This is a genomic window from Nocardiopsis akebiae (assembly GCF_018316795.1).
Lineage (GTDB): Bacteria > Actinomycetota > Actinomycetes > Streptosporangiales > Streptosporangiaceae > Nocardiopsis > Nocardiopsis dassonvillei.
Genome location: NZ_CP074132.1, coordinates 2,834,773 through 2,848,680, shown reverse-complemented (window position 1 = coordinate 2,848,680; position 13,908 = coordinate 2,834,773). Strand labels below are relative to the sequence as shown.

Genomic DNA, 13,908 nt, shown 5'->3' with positions numbered 1-13,908 from the left:
GAGACCCTCACTGTCCACTGCGGTGTTCTCGTTGCTTTCGATTACACGCGCCGCCGCCGGCGGCGGTTGGCGTCGTTCTCAGATGGTGACCGGCCCGGCGGCGGTCCGGCGGGCCCCTCAGGCGGCGGGACGCGCGTAGGCCTTGCGCAGCCGGGCGGCCGTGCGGGCCGCGAGCCGGGGTCCGCTCCCGGTCCCGGTCCCGGTTCCGATGGGCAGCGGAGCCGTGGCGGGCCGGGTGACGGCCGCGGGGCGGGTGACGGCCGGGATCGCGTCGGCGATCCCGGTGCCCTCGACGTGGGTGCGCTCGGCCAGCCGGGCCCGGGCGGCGCCCGGGGAGAGCCCCGCGGCCGCGAGGAACTCGGTCAGCCGGGCGCGCACGTCGGCCAGCGCCGGTCGGCTCGCGGGGTCGACCGCCATCAGCTCGGTGACCAGCGGGAGCAGCCCGGCCGGGACCTTCGCCAGGTCGGGGTGGACGTCGGGGCTGACCGCCGCCATGCCCAGGGCCTCGGCGGTGGCGCCGTTGTAGGGGTAGCGTCCGGAGGTCGCGTAGGCCAGGATCACGCCCAAGGCGTAGAGGTCGGCCGCCGCGGTCACCCCGGTGGGGTCGGTGAACTGCTCGGGCGCCATGAAGCGGGGAGTGCCCAGCCGCATGTTGGTCATCGTCAGGTCGCCGCCAGCCCCGCCGATGGCCACCAGGCCGAAGTCGACGACGCGGGGGCCGTCGGAGCCGAGCATGACGTTGGCGGGCTTGAGGTCGCGGTGCAGCAGGCCGGCGGTGTGGATCTCGGTCAGGGCCGAGGCCAGGACCAGGCCCAGGGCCGCGCCGTCGACCTCGTCCAGAGGATTGTTGCGCTCCAGGTAGGTGGCCAGGTCCAGGCCGGAGACGTACTCCATGGCCAGCCACGGCGTCTCGTCGTCCCGCTCGGAGACCGCCACGAGCGCGGCGACGCCGGGTCCCTGGACCATGCCCAGGGCGGTGGACTCGCGGTCGAAGCGCTCGCGCAGGTCGTCGCGGTCCAGGTGCGCCGCGTGCAGGGTCTTGACCGCGACCGGGGCGTCCTCGGCGGTGCGGCCGACGTAGACCACGCCCATGCCGCCCTGCCCGAGTCGGCCGAGGAGTTCGATGCCGCCGAGGGCACGGGGGTCTGAGGGGGTCAGGGGTTTCACTGCGGACCTGCCAATGCCACCGGGGGCCGCGCGCGGTGGAGCGGGGGAACGCGCGGTCTGCGGACACAGGCTATCGCCGCTGACCTGCGTGCAGACCCGGGACCAAAGTCCCTTTCAGGACTCTGTCCACATGCGGCCATCCCTGCACCGAATCGCACCCCACAGAGGGGCGTTTCCGCACTGCGCGCCATCCCGACCTTTTTCGCGCAACGCCACGAACCCCCTGAAGCGGGTAGCGCCCTTCGGCGGAGTGGGCTATCTTCACTGGTAACAAAGATATAAGGTCAAGTTTTCAGCATCAGAAACCCATACCAACACAGGAGAGTCCACTATGATCGTGATCCTCGACCCCGGGACCAGCCGCGTGCGTGTCGACATCAGCTGGTCGCCGCCCTCGGCAGGCGCGTCCCTTGGACACCGGAGCGTCAGCGCACGCAGTCTTGAGGGGCGTGACCTCATCCTGGCCCTGTTCGAGCACGGGCTGCTCTCCCCTGGACAGGAGTTGGTCTGGCGGCGCCCTCGTAGTGGACGGACCTACCGTGCACACCCCACCTCGGAGGGTGCTCTGCGCGTGGAGGGGCACCCCACTCCCTTCCCTTCTGCTTCCGCAGCGGCCACCTACCTCTCCGGCAGCAACCAGAACGGTCTCCTCGCGTGGCGTCTGGCCGTTGACGGCAGGACGCTGCAGGAACTGCGCTCCCTCCTCCGCCAGTAATGCCGAGCCACGACCCTTCCGCCCCACAGGAGCACTGGGATACTGAGATAGTGTTACAGAAAGAGTTGACCGCTCCGAGAGAGGATCGTCGATGTCCAACGTCATCCGTGTCGACGCCGAGGTGTACGCCGCCCTTCAGGAACGCGCCCAGCCCTTCGTCGACACCCCGAACGATGTGCTTCGCCGCGTTCTGGGCCTGGACACCCTCGCGTCCAACACCGTTCCCGACCCCGGAGCCCCGGAGCAAGACGCAACCGAGGTCGCCAAGGGGGCTCTGGCCGACATGATCCGCAAAGGAACCCTCCGTGCCGGGGAGGGACTCGTCTGGGAACGGGGTCGGCTCGGTGTCACACATACCGCCACCGTGACGGCGGGCGGGCGGGTACGACTCGACGAGGGCGGTGCCGCACCGTTCAAGACCCCCTCCGGAGCCGCCCGCGCCCTGTGCGGCCACGAGATCAACGGATGGCGGCAGTGGCGACGCGCAAGCGACGGCGCCCTGCTCCAGGACCTGCGCTGAGACATCGCCGCACCGCTCGAAGGCCGAAGGGTCGCTCAGCGCCCATACGCCGGGGACTTTCCGGGGCCGCTGGCGCACCACATGTCCAGCGGCTCCTCCTCTTCTCAGCGCCCCTGCACGGACACAGGCACGGGCACGGGCACCGACCTCTACCAGGCGCGGCCGTCCGGGACTCCGAGAACCCCGCCAAAGGCTGCCTTCCCTTCCCCGCCGTCGCCGCCGCCGCCGAGTGGGACGTCTTCCTCCGCTCCTCACGTGAACAGTGCTGATACAACAACTCCTCTGAACCGGTGCCGGGACACGTGTGCAGATAGGCACCTCCCCCGCCCCCGGCAGCACCTCATGGCGAATCTCTCGATTGTCCTGAAATGATCTTGTGACCTCTGGTTGACTGCCCCCATCTCCGAGCCCCTCTCAGAGGCGCACCCCCATGGACAGGGCAGTCCGCCAACCATGCGATCAACAGAATCATCCCCGCCTGAAGACAGCCGCCCTCAGGGCCTGCTCCCCGCGCAGTTGAAGGCACTCGCCGCACCGATCGCCAAGCACAGCGACTCGGTCATCGAGGACCCGAAACTGCTGGACGTGGCCATGGCGGTCTTCCGCGTCTACACCACCGGATCCCCGAGGAGCGGCGGCTTCACACGGGGCGAGCTTCGGGACGCCTGCGCAGGGGTGGCCGAGGTTCAGGACTTCGAGCAGCGCATCAACACCTTTCTCGCCCTGGGGATGCTGCTCCCTGCCAGTCCGCGGCCCCGCGAGGACCGGTACATACTCGAACCCATCAGCATGGCCCTGTTGCTGTTCCTGGAGCGCATCAACCGCCACGGCGGGATCGGCGAGCTCCTGGCTCTCCTGGACAGCACACGCTCCGCCATCGAGCGCGACCAGGCCAGCAGGGCAGACGTCCACAATGCCCTTCTACGCACCCGGCAGACGTTGATCGTCTTCACCGATCACCTGCTTTCGATGCTGCGGACACGCCCCCTGAAAGAGCTCATCGCCGAGCAACACCGCTACCGCGACCCGGGGCTCGTGAAGCGGGTCGAGGAGCTCCAGAAACTGGTGATCGCGCACTTCCGGGACCTGGAGCGCCCGGCACGGGAGGCCCTGGAATGTGCCCAGGCCTATGCCGCCGCCACGTCGGATCTCATCGATCGGCTCATCAAAGCCGGAGCCCTCAACCGGAACTTCAGCCTCTTCCACCCTGAGCAGTACAAGGACGCGGCGAAGACGAGCAGCCTGAAAGAACTGGCGGCCGTCTTCTCCCACGTGGTCGTGGGCCCGCCCGACCTCGGGATCTCTCCCACCGCGCTCATCGAGACGATCGAAGAGCTCAGCCCCAGGCGCCCGGCCCCAGGAGCCCCGCCGCCGCGACCCGACCGGGATGCTCCCCAGGACAATCCGCTCCACGACATCGCCCGCAAGGAGCAGGGACGCCACCGCCACATGCTGGAACAGGCCGAACTACTCCTCGGCGGGCACGACGGTATCGACCTCACCGACCGTGTGCGGGCCCTCGGCTGGCCGGAAGGTATGCGGCTCCTGGTCGACATGATCAGGGTGTCCGGGCTGGGCGCCCCCTACGAGGTCGAGATGACGGACGGGTTCTTCGTCCACCCAGCGGAAGAGATGACCTACCTGTCCCAGGTGAGGCTGCACCGCAACCCCAAGTGGGATCCCGACACCTTCGAGTACCACCCGCCGCCCGAGCCGGACGAGGGAAACGACACTCCATGACCGAGACCAGGACCGTCACCGAATCCGGGCCTCTTGCCCTGGCCCGCATGCACGCCCTGGGCACCGCGCCGATCCGTGCCGACCTCCCTGATGCGATCATCGTCGACGAAGCCCTCAGGGCGGGCCGCTCCGTTCTGGATGTCGTCCGATGGGACGAACCCGCGCGGATCCTGGGGTGGGTGGAGGGCCATGAACCCTCCCACGAGGAGAAGACCGGGCTGGACCACCCGCAACACAGCCGCACCGACTTGGAGGTCTTCGCCGCATGCCTCGGTTGCTGTTGGCGTGATCGCCATGCGGAGCCCTGGCCCGGGGTTCCGTGTGAGCAGCAGGAAGTGCTGGACGCCCTGGCCTGGGTGAAGGAGGACGACAGCTCGCGGGCTCTCGGGCGCTCCCGCAGAGCACTCGCGCGGCTGGACCGTTCCCTGTGGGTCGAACTCTCGGGCACCGGGGTCAGGCTGGGGCCGCGCGTCGCGACCTGGTCCCGCAGCCAGACCATAGACCTGCGTGAGGTGTTCGATCTCCTTCCCCGGCACCCCGAGAGCCCGCCCCTGGAGGAGCCCCGATGACCGAATCCGCGATGGGCGAGAGGTGGCCCGAACTGAACGACCTCACCCCCGAGCAGCGGACCGAGGTACTGGACGCCATCGCGGCGCTTGAGTCCTCCCGTTCCCCGGTCCTCGCCGCCCACTTCCAGGCTCTCCTCGATCCTGGTCTTCGCAACTGCGTCAAGAGATGTCTCAGCAAGTCGGGACGGGTCCTGCTCCAGGCCGGACACGGATACACCGCCGGCTACGCCGACCACATCACGGACGCGCTGGTGGCGGAGGGCTCCGGGGTCCTGCCGGCCGAGGAACGGGCGGTGCTCGCCCTGGTCCTGCTGCACTGCGTGGCGATCCCCCAGGCCGAGGGCAGAGTTCAGGGGGACACATGGCTGGACGCCGTTCCCGTGCGCCGAGACCTGCTGGAGGAGTCCATGGTCCCGAGGGGGGTCGTGCGTGAGTCCCTGCGGCGCTTGGCGGCGCGGGGGCTGGTCTGTTTCACCGGTCACGGGGGCGGCATGGCCAAACCCGGACCACAGCTCAACCGGCTCACGGAAGCCGCCTCCCAACGTGTGCGAGAGCAGATCGCCCTGGTTACCACCACCGACGAAGGCCTTGCCGACAAGCTCCGCCAGTCACACCAGCTCGGCCTGGCCGCGGTGAACTCCGATCCTCGGCCACTGGCTCCGAGTGAAGACGCGGGCCCCCTTGCCGCCACCCGCGGCAGCCACACGGAACCAGAAGAGGGCACACCATGAGCCTCCTGCCCGAGCAGACGACCGAGCACCTCCAGGACTGTTTCGTGCCGGGTGTGATGGAGGCTCTCAAACCTGGGAAGGATGAGAGTCATGCCAGCACCGAGGAAGTACCCGCCTGAGCTGCGCGAACGAGCGATCCGGATGGCCGTGGACGCCCGCCGCAACCCGACCACCCGCGACGGGGCCATCGCCCGAGTGGCCGACCAGTTGGGCATCAACCGCGAAACGCTGCGCAACTGGGTCACCCAGGCCGAGATCGACCAGGGGACCCGGCCCGGCACCACCACCGACCAGGCCCACAAGATCGCCGAGCTCGAACGCGAGGTGCGGGAACTGCGCCGGGCGAACGCGATCCTGAAGTCAGCGTCGGCTTTCTTCGCGGCGGAGCTCGACCGCCCACACACCAGGTAGTCGCCTACATCGACCTGTACCGGCAGGAGTTCGGGGTCGAGCCGATCTGTCAGGTGTTGCAGATCGCCCCGTCCACCTACTACGCGGCCAAGAGCCGAGCCCCGTCGCTGCGTTCGCGCACCGATGAGACCACCACCGCCAAGATCCGGCAGGTGCACACCGACAACTACGCCGTCTACGGGGTGCGCAAGGTCCACGCCGAACTCAACCGCCAAGGCCACCGGGTGGCCCGCTGCACCGTTCACCGGCTGATGCGCCAAGCCGGTTTGCGGGGCATCACCCGCGGCAAGAGCCCGCGCACCACCACCCCGGCCCCGGGCCCGGACACCAGGCCGGACCTGGTCGAGAGGGCGTTCACCGCGGACGCTCCGAACCGGTTGTGGGTCGCCGACATCACCTACATCCGCACCTTCGCCGGGTGGGTCTACGCCGCGTTCGTGATCGATGTGTTCTCCCGCCGCGTCGTGGGCTGGCAGGTGTCGAAGTCCTTGCGCACCGACCTGGCCCTGGACGCGTTGGAGATGGCGGTGTGGAACCGGTCCCATGTCGGCCGACGCATCGACGGCTTGGTTCACCACTCCGACCGCGGAGTGCAGTATCTGGCGGTGCGCTACACCCAGCGCCTGGCCGAGGCGGGAGCGGTGGCCTCGGTCGGCACCACCGGCGACTCCTATGACAACGCTCTGGCCGAGGCGTTCCACTCGTTGTTCAAGGCCGAGCTGATCCGCAACCGGGGCCCGTGGAGGAACCTGGACGAAGTGGAGATCGCGGTGGCCGAGTACGTGGACTGGTTCAACCACCGCCGTCTGCACGGCGAGATCGGCTTGGTCCCGCCGGCCGAGTTCGAAGACGGCTTCTACGGGCAGCGGGCCGGGTCAACAGAGGACGAAGCGTTGGTTCCGAGCCTCCAATAAACCAGGCACGAAACACCTGGAGATCGCGACAGCGGCTGAACGGCTGGAAGCCTGCCGGGAGGAGCTGCGAACCGCCGAAGCCGAGCACGCCGAGGCAGTCGCAGCGGCAGACGAGCTCCGGACGCTCTGGACGCGAGCGGACCAGCGGCACACGGAGGCGCAGATCACGCTGAGCAACCACGAGCTTCTCGTCGAATCCGCTCAGCGGGAGCTACGGAGCGCGGAGGACAAGCTCGGTCGGCTGCGCCGGGACCTTCAGAGCGCTCACGAGAAGGTGGAAAGGGTCGAGCACGACAAGTGGCGCCTGGCCTGGGGCCGTGGCTCGGACTCCGCGAAGAAGCACATCGCCCAGATCGAGGACCGTACCCAGCGCAAGCGCACGGCCCAGGACTGGTGGAACCACGCCTCGGCCTCCTTCCTGGAGGCGCTGGCGGTGATTCGCCAGGACCGGGACACCTTTCCCAGCGCCCTGGTCGACCTCATCGACACCGCCGCGCAGAGTGTCCCCGAACCCGGCCAGGCCAGGAAAGCGTTCGACACCGCCCTACAGCCGATCGCCGAGCTGCTGGAGGAATGCGAGGTACAGGACTCACTCAACAAGACGCTCATCGCCAACGAACAGGAGGAGCGCGGGCGCAACCTCACAGCCGCCCAGCAGGAGGTGGACCAGCAGATCGGGTCGTTGGAGATCATCCGTGCGGCCGTGGCCAGGTCCATCAAACTGATCCTGGCCAGGATCAGCGACCAGTTCGACGAACTGGACAAGGACAGGGACGGCGGTTACGGCGCCCGCCTCGACTACGAGGTACTGGACCCCTCCGCGACCGGCTCCAAGTGGAAGGTCAACGTCATTCCCCGGTGGCGACGCTCTCCGCAAGGGACCTACGTCTCCTACCAGAAGATCGCGAACGGGGCTCAGGTCAAGGTGTTCGCGATCCAGCTGGTGTTGGCCTCGCTCCTAGCCGACAGCGATGTGCCCGGCCGAGTCCTTGTGCTGGACGAACTCGGCAACAGTCTGGGCCACGAGAACCGGCGGGACGTGTTGCGGGAACTGCAGAAGGTCGCGATCTCACAACAGGTGACCATCCTCGGCACCTGTCAGGACAGTGTCATCCACGACGCCGTGCGGCACTGCGGTCAGGTCCTGTGGTTCAACCACGTGTCCAACAATGAGGTCTACAACCGCCCCACCCGGTCGTGGGGATCCGACGAAAACGGTCGGCACGTCGAGCGGCTGGCCTTCTGGCTACGCTCCGGACGGGCCCCGGAGTGAGTCGAGCACCCCGGCGAGCAGGTCGGCCAGAGCCGGCAACACCTCTCCGTGCTGGGCCTCCTGTTCCACCCCCAGCCCGGCCAACTCCGGGTGGTCGGCGATGAGTGCGGCCACGGGTCGCAGCACGTCAGGGGCCAGGGCGCGGAGCCCTGCCGCTTTCTTCGCGTCCTGGCCACGACGTTCCGGAGGTTGCGGCCGGTGCGGCCCCCGGAGCCAGGCCTCCTCGGTCATCGCGACCGGGTACACGTCCCGCCCTACCCGGTCGCGCAGGTTGGCGATGATCGCGATGCCGTGCGCGTCGAGGTCCCCCCACACCGCGATCGGCAGGGGAGCCAGCATCTTCAGGAACCCGACGAGTCCGTCGCTCGCATACCCGGCTCCCCAGACACAGACCCAACCCTCGGTAATGGCGGAAATCTGGCAGGAGCGGTAGAAGGTGTCCTGGTTCTCCAGGACGAGAACGCCGCGAATCCCCTCGACCCGCTCCAGAGAACCGCTCTCGCGCACACCGTTGGAAGGCAGACCGGCCCAGGGGGCGGCTGTGACGGCGTCCACTGCCAGGTCGTCGTCCTTGTACCAACGCAGGGGCCCCTTGACCCGGATCTCGTGGTCGGGGAAGTCGAACGCTTCGGAGATGTACTTCTTCAGCAGGTTCTCCACCGCGTGGATGCGGGCTTCGGTCCAGCGTGTCTTCGTGCCGGCGGTGTGCGCATGCGAGCGGGAGGAGACCTCACGCCGGGTGGGGTTCCGCTCGTTCCTGTGTCGGTACCACCGGCACGCGACACGCACCGCGAAATCGTAGGTGTCCCAATGCCCCGCCCTGGTCGCGGAGCCCGCGGGGACCGCACCGGGTTCGGACTTCAGCAGCAGTCCGTGCTCGGTTTCGAGTTCACCGATACCTCTCATCAGGTCGAGGAGTTCCGTACGCGCCAGACCTGGATCGACCCGGCCGAGGATGTTCCATCGTCGTTCGTCGGCCCGTTCCGACCACAATGGGGTCCGGATGATCTGGACCAGCCGTTTGATCCGCAGATCCCTCATGTTGACGCGGGCCTTCACCATGACCGCGCCGCAGCGAATCAGCTCATCGAGTACGTGGTTCGCCCGGTCTCCCCAGCGATCCTGAAAAGTCTTCACCTTGCGCGAGGATTTCTCCAGTACCCAGGCCAGGTCCTTGGGCTCAAGACCTTCCGGGGTGAGAAATTCATCCGGAGGGCTCTCGGAGACCAGGAACACCGTGGAAACGTCCAGGACCCCATGCTTCATGGGCGGTTCCCCGGCCTCGGGGCAGCGGACCACGACACGGACCCCTTCAGGCAGGGGGCTGTTGACGAGGTCCTTCACCTCGATCATGCGCTCTTCGTCAGGCATGCCCGGGATAGCCCTCCAGGTCTTCGATGCCGTGCACCCTGTCAGCGGGGAAGGGGCAGTCGGTATCTTCCCGGAGTGCCTGCAATGCCCTGTCCGGGTCGTTGGTGAAGAGCACCACCGCGAGCGAACGAGTCGCGCGAGAGCAACTGACATAGAAGAGACGGCGTGTGCGTTCCGGCGTATGGTCCCTTTCAGCGCGGATGTTGCTGATGTCAGAAGTACTCAGGTCCTTGATACCGAGCAGCTTCTCGTAGGAGTACTGGTTCCAATTGCTGCGGTCGTCCTCCAGCAGCACCAGCACCCGCTCGAATTCGGCGCCCTTGACCCCGTGCTGGGTCTGGTACGGCAACCGTCCCGAAACGCAGTCGTGGTAGATCCGCATCTGCGCCGCGGGGCAGGCCAGGTAGGCGGTCATGGCCTTCTGAAGAATCTTCTGCTCTTCCTGGCGTGTTTCCTCGGGCTGCTCTCCTGTGTCTTCCGCGGCCTCGCCTTGCTCCACCGGCAGCCCCTCCACGAAAGAGAAGCCCTCGTGCTTGAGAAGCTGTGCCTTCAGGCGAGGGTCCAGTCGGATGAGTTTCGAGTGGAGAGCGTGTCGCAGCACGCCCGCGACCGAATCCGTGCTGTCCCTGGCGAGGATCCTGGCCAGGTGATCGCCATCGTCCTTCAGCCGCGGAAGTAGTTCCGCGGTGGCCTGACCATCACGGAAGGAACCGAGCCGTGGGGAGAGCCTGCTCAGCATCCCCAGGGCTGTGATCCCGTCCTTCTGCTCGATCGCCTCCACGAGTGGGATGAGCCGGTCGAGAAGGGGCCGCAGACTCCAGTGCGTCCCTGCGATGTACTCCTCCCTCAACTGCCTGGCATATCGGCGCCCAGATTGGTGGAAGGCGCTGTCCACGTCCGTGAAGCCCAGGCGTCGGGCCGCCAATCGATGCTCCAGCACCAGGATCTTGAGGTTCTTCCCCTCCACTCCCTGACTCCACAGCAGGTCGTTCTGCCGGACCGACAGGTGGTCGCGTACTCGGTCCAACCAGATGCCGCTGTCGTCTTCCGACGAGAGCACGAAGAGGTCCGCGTCACCTCTGTTCGGTTCTTCCTCCCCCTCGCGTTCGCCCCGGACCTGAGTCAGGTCTCCGTCGTGTGGTGACATCCTCCTGATTTTGTTGATGACATCGAGCACCCGCTCAGGGCAACGCCAGTTCTCCTTCTTACGGATGGTTGTCCAACTGGTGTCCGCTTCGATGAGACCGACTCCGGTCGGGAAGATCCGCTGCATCGGATCCCCGAAAAATCCCAAACAGAACTCTCCGCGTTCCTGTTCTTCGACAGCCTGTAGCGCTTCGACCACCTTCGGATCCGTGTCCTGGCTCTCGTCGACCATGACGTAGGGGAAACGCTGGGCAACGATAGCGGCAAGGCGCTTTTCCCTCTTTATCAACTCGGGTACCATACGCAGGACATCGTCATGACCGAGGAACCCTTGTTGGTAGTTTCGACCGGACTGGTAGTTGAAGCGCAGAGCCGGGTCGTTCAGGCACTCCAGCGCCTCGACGTACTTCGCACCCCTGGTTTCGTCACGCGCCGCGATAAGACGATGAATGTCCGCGCGCACCCATTCACGGATCATGTACTGGAAGGGTTGAACCACACTCCAGAGGAAGCTGTGGATCGTGGAGATATGAAAAAGCGGGTTGGCGGCGAGCCGCTCCTTGATCTCCTCCACCGCGACATTCGTATATGTGATGCAGGCGACCTGGCGCCGCTGGCCCAGCAGGGTCGGGCCCTCGGTCCGACCGATGTGTCGCAGAGCCTTCACCAGCGATGTCGTCTTACCTGATCCCGCCCCGGCGATCACGACAAAACCCTGCTTCTCAGTGGCTTCGAGGACCTCGCGGATCTGCTTGTCCGCCTCGGTCGACTGGCGCACAGACACAGAGCTCACAATTCCACTTCCCGGTCAAGCTCGCCGTTAAGCCAGACCAACCCCTCCTGGATGTAATACGGGGTCTTCCAGGGTTTCTCATCATACAGATCGAAAAGGGTCAGCGCGAGGTTGGTCTTCCCACCCGGCGGCCGGGTAACGAACTCGAAAACCTCCCGCTCGACCTGCCCAGCAGAGATGTCATCACCCAACTGAAAGCCGATCTTTTCTCCGCAGTCACGCAACCATTCTAGATTGTCGAGAATCATGGCTTCTTCGAATGTGCGCCCAGCTGCTTCGTGATGTTGGTCATTCCACTCGATCACACGTCGACCCTGGTAAGCAACACGCACCTTTGCTGGATCGACACCGCCCTCGTGATTTCCGATTTTCTCTCCCACCGGAGTGTCCAGCAGCTCCTTGATCCCTACTTTTCTCGGCAGCCAGGTCTTGAGCGTCGAATTAGCGCTTCGGGCATTCGGCGTGGAGGCCGGAACTGCGGCGTCCTTCTTCTTTCCTTCAACCGGACCGACACTGTCAATATCCGCGATGATCAGTGTGGGGAGCCCGAGGAAGCTCACCAGAGGCCTGAATCGATGGGCATGTGATCCACCCACCTCGAGAAGTGAGATGTGCGAGCTAGCCAGCTGGGACAGCCTGCTCGGCTCCTTGTCAATCATCAACGGCAACAGGATGCGCTCGGCATCTCCTTCAACGATGATTACCGCGTCCGCGAAGAAGAGGTGACAGTTGGTGATCTTGAGAAACCTACGCAGAAACTTGGAGTCGACTGTCTGGAGCTTGGACAGATCCCTGACCTCACAGACCGGAGCACCGTCCGAGGCAGTCCGGCGCCGGAAGTACCTGATCGGATCGAAAGAGGTGTCATAGATGATGTGAGGAGAGTGCGTGGTCACCATGAGTTGGGTATGGAAGACCTCGGACTCGTCCTCGTCGACGAACTGGCGCACGATCTTCAGGAATGCCTGTTGGAGTTGAGGATGCATGTGGGCCTCGGGCTCCTCGATCACCACGAGGTGGATGAGCGGCCGTATTCCCACACCCGAGGCCCACCGGCGGTGCATCTCGTGGATCTCGATGAGCATGAAGAGGAAGTTCTTGTAACCGAGGCCGTTGTAACGTTCGGGAAGCTGCCTCTTCGCGTCCTCCTCCCCCGGAGCGAACTGGTAGTACACCCATGCGCTCTCAGCGATCAGGGAATCGCTGTTCTGGCGACTCCTGACGCTCAGCCTCGGGTTGCGGATTCCTGGTCCGGCGACTTTGTTCAGTCGGGTAAAGGTTTCGGCGAACTTGTCCGACAGATAGGACTGCGCCTGCTTTTCCGAAGCCTTCACAGCCTGATGAGCGGCATGATCGATATCATCCGAAGCAGAGTAGTCGAGGAACCTACGGACATGACGGGACAGATCCCGCCCCTTGGATGTCTCATCATCAGAGAGAAATCGCTGAGCATCGACCATGTCCACATGGATGAGACTGTCAACGAACTCCTTGGCGGCAGCCGGAGAGTCAGCCATCCTCCCAGCGACATCTGCCCCTTCGCAGCCCGCACCTTCCCGGTCGAACGTGTCGGGTCCGAGCACGTAATAGCGGAACCCGTAAGCAGAGTTAAGCTCACGATCCAGGTAGTCGCGCAGGTCCTCCGGCCAGGGGGCGAAGACCCTCCTCTCTTCTTCGGTTTGCTGTTCCTTGGCCTGTCTCGCCTTCTTCCGAGCCGCCATGAAACGCTCGGCAAGATCCTCCCTGGGCGCGAACTCCAGTCGCAGCGCCACCCGTCCGATATCTTCGGAAAGATCGTGGAAGGACATCAACTCGACGACCCGGTACCAGTCCTCCCTACGGACCTCCAAGAGAAGGTCGAGGCGTATCTTCGGCAACTTCTCAGCTTCGTCCTGGGTCAGTTCCGTCACGCCCTGAAACTGATCCCAGCAACCGGAGTTGAAGTCGTAGAACGTGAAGTCGCTCTTCCGTCGCTCGAAGAAGAATCGAAAAACGTGGGTCATTGATGTTTTCCCACTGTTGTTCGCCCCGACGAAGACCGTCGAGTTGGGGTCAAGGTCCACCTTGACCGAACGCAGCCTCCGGAAGTTTTCTACGCGAACTGACTTGATTCGCATGCACACCTCTTGACAGGAAACACGAAGACACGTAAGGCAGGTAGCGCAGCCGCGCGAGTGGGGAACGGGGGGAACGGCCGAAGAGCCATCATCAAGGATGGTACCCCGACCCTCATCATCACACGACCACTTTCAGCGATCCCGAACCCAGGATTTCGCAGAACCCCCCGTAAACCAATGGGATACCCAAAGCGTCGACTCGAAGCGAATGCTGGCCCGTTATGGAGGTCGCCGCTCGAGCGACCAGCAGGCTCAGGAAGTAACAGATCAAAACTTCATGCCGATCTGGTCGCTGAAGCGCGCTCCTTGGGCCACGGTGGCATCTGTGCTGTGACTCGCACAGCAGAGGTGAGCGAGGTAGCCGCCTCGGGTAGGTACGTGAACTCGCCAAGCATCTCAGTGACGCAGCGTCGGCGCCGATACCATGGCCGCGCTGCTCAA

At 65.3% G+C, this 13,908-nt stretch carries 11 protein-coding genes and 1 other annotated feature; of the genes, 7 read left to right on the top strand and 4 right to left on the bottom strand.

What is annotated here, in order from left to right; translation table 11 throughout:
• Nucleotides 1–117: 117 nt before the first annotated feature.
• Nucleotides 118–1,167: a serine/threonine-protein kinase gene (locus KGD83_RS12260; protein ID WP_212643884.1), complete on the bottom strand. Its 1,050-nt coding sequence runs from the start codon at nt 1,165–1,167 to the stop codon at nt 118–120.
• A gap of 331 nt (nt 1,168–1,498) precedes the next feature.
• Here KGD83_RS12260 and KGD83_RS12255 point away from each other — a divergent pair, with 331 nt between their 5' ends.
• From KGD83_RS12255 to KGD83_RS12225, 7 genes are all read left to right on the top strand, one after another.
• On the top strand, nt 1,499–1,882 hold the full coding sequence (locus tag KGD83_RS12255) for a restriction system modified-DNA reader domain-containing protein (RefSeq protein ID WP_212643883.1): 384 nt from the start codon (nt 1,499–1,501) through the stop codon (nt 1,880–1,882).
• 91 nt (nt 1,883–1,973) lie between these two features.
• Nucleotides 1,974–2,402: a restriction system modified-DNA reader domain-containing protein gene (locus KGD83_RS12250; protein ID WP_212643882.1), complete on the top strand. Its 429-nt coding sequence runs from the start codon at nt 1,974–1,976 to the stop codon at nt 2,400–2,402.
• A gap of 453 nt (nt 2,403–2,855) precedes the next feature.
• Nucleotides 2,856–4,142: a hypothetical protein gene (locus KGD83_RS12245; protein ID WP_212643881.1), complete on the top strand. Its 1,287-nt coding sequence runs from the start codon at nt 2,856–2,858 to the stop codon at nt 4,140–4,142.
• Entirely contained in the window at nt 4,139–4,711 is a 573-nt protein-coding gene (locus KGD83_RS12240) for a hypothetical protein (protein WP_212643880.1), read from the top strand. The genes KGD83_RS12245 and KGD83_RS12240 overlap by 4 nt, the downstream gene beginning before the upstream one ends.
• On the top strand, nt 4,708–5,442 hold the full coding sequence (locus KGD83_RS12235) for a helix-turn-helix domain-containing protein (protein WP_212643879.1): 735 nt from the start codon (nt 4,708–4,710) through the stop codon (nt 5,440–5,442). Before KGD83_RS12240 ends, KGD83_RS12235 begins: the two co-directional genes overlap by 4 nt.
• Before the next feature lie 90 nt (nt 5,443–5,532).
• Nucleotides 5,533–6,767, top strand: a protein-coding gene (locus KGD83_RS12230) for an IS3 family transposase (RefSeq protein WP_249351898.1) whose coding sequence is annotated in 2 segments (ribosomal slippage) — nt 5,533–5,812 and nt 5,812–6,767 — 1,236 coding nt in all. Because the reading frame shifts where the segments join, the coding sequence is not laid out codon by codon here.
• Nucleotides 5,811–5,924 (top strand) — a sequence feature (AL1L pseudoknot). (Overlaps the previous gene by 114 nt.)
• 274 nt (nt 6,768–7,041) lie before the next feature.
• A complete protein-coding gene (locus KGD83_RS12225) occupies nt 7,042–8,040 on the top strand; it encodes a hypothetical protein (protein WP_212643878.1) in 999 nt (332 codons plus the stop codon).
• On the opposite strand, the gene KGD83_RS12220 is transcribed toward KGD83_RS12225, so the two are convergent.
• From KGD83_RS12220 to KGD83_RS12210, 3 genes are read right to left on the bottom strand one after another with little or no spacing between them, the layout of a single operon-like run.
• On the bottom strand, nt 8,014–9,411 hold the full coding sequence (locus KGD83_RS12220; RefSeq protein ID WP_212643877.1) for a Wadjet anti-phage system protein JetD domain-containing protein: 1,398 nt from the start codon (nt 9,409–9,411) through the stop codon (nt 8,014–8,016). The genes KGD83_RS12225 and KGD83_RS12220 overlap by 27 nt on opposite strands.
• Nucleotides 9,404–11,341 carry a UvrD-helicase domain-containing protein gene (locus tag KGD83_RS12215; RefSeq protein WP_212643876.1) on the bottom strand — a complete coding sequence of 646 codons (1,938 nt, stop codon included), beginning with the start codon at nt 11,339–11,341 and terminating at the stop codon, nt 9,404–9,406. Before KGD83_RS12215 ends, KGD83_RS12220 begins: the two co-directional genes overlap by 8 nt.
• Nucleotides 11,342–11,346: 5 nt before the next feature.
• Complete coding sequence (locus KGD83_RS12210; protein WP_212643875.1) at nt 11,347–13,467, bottom strand: ATP-dependent nuclease; 2,121 nt, start codon at nt 13,465–13,467, stop codon at nt 11,347–11,349.
• Nucleotides 13,468–13,908 lie beyond the last annotated feature (441 nt).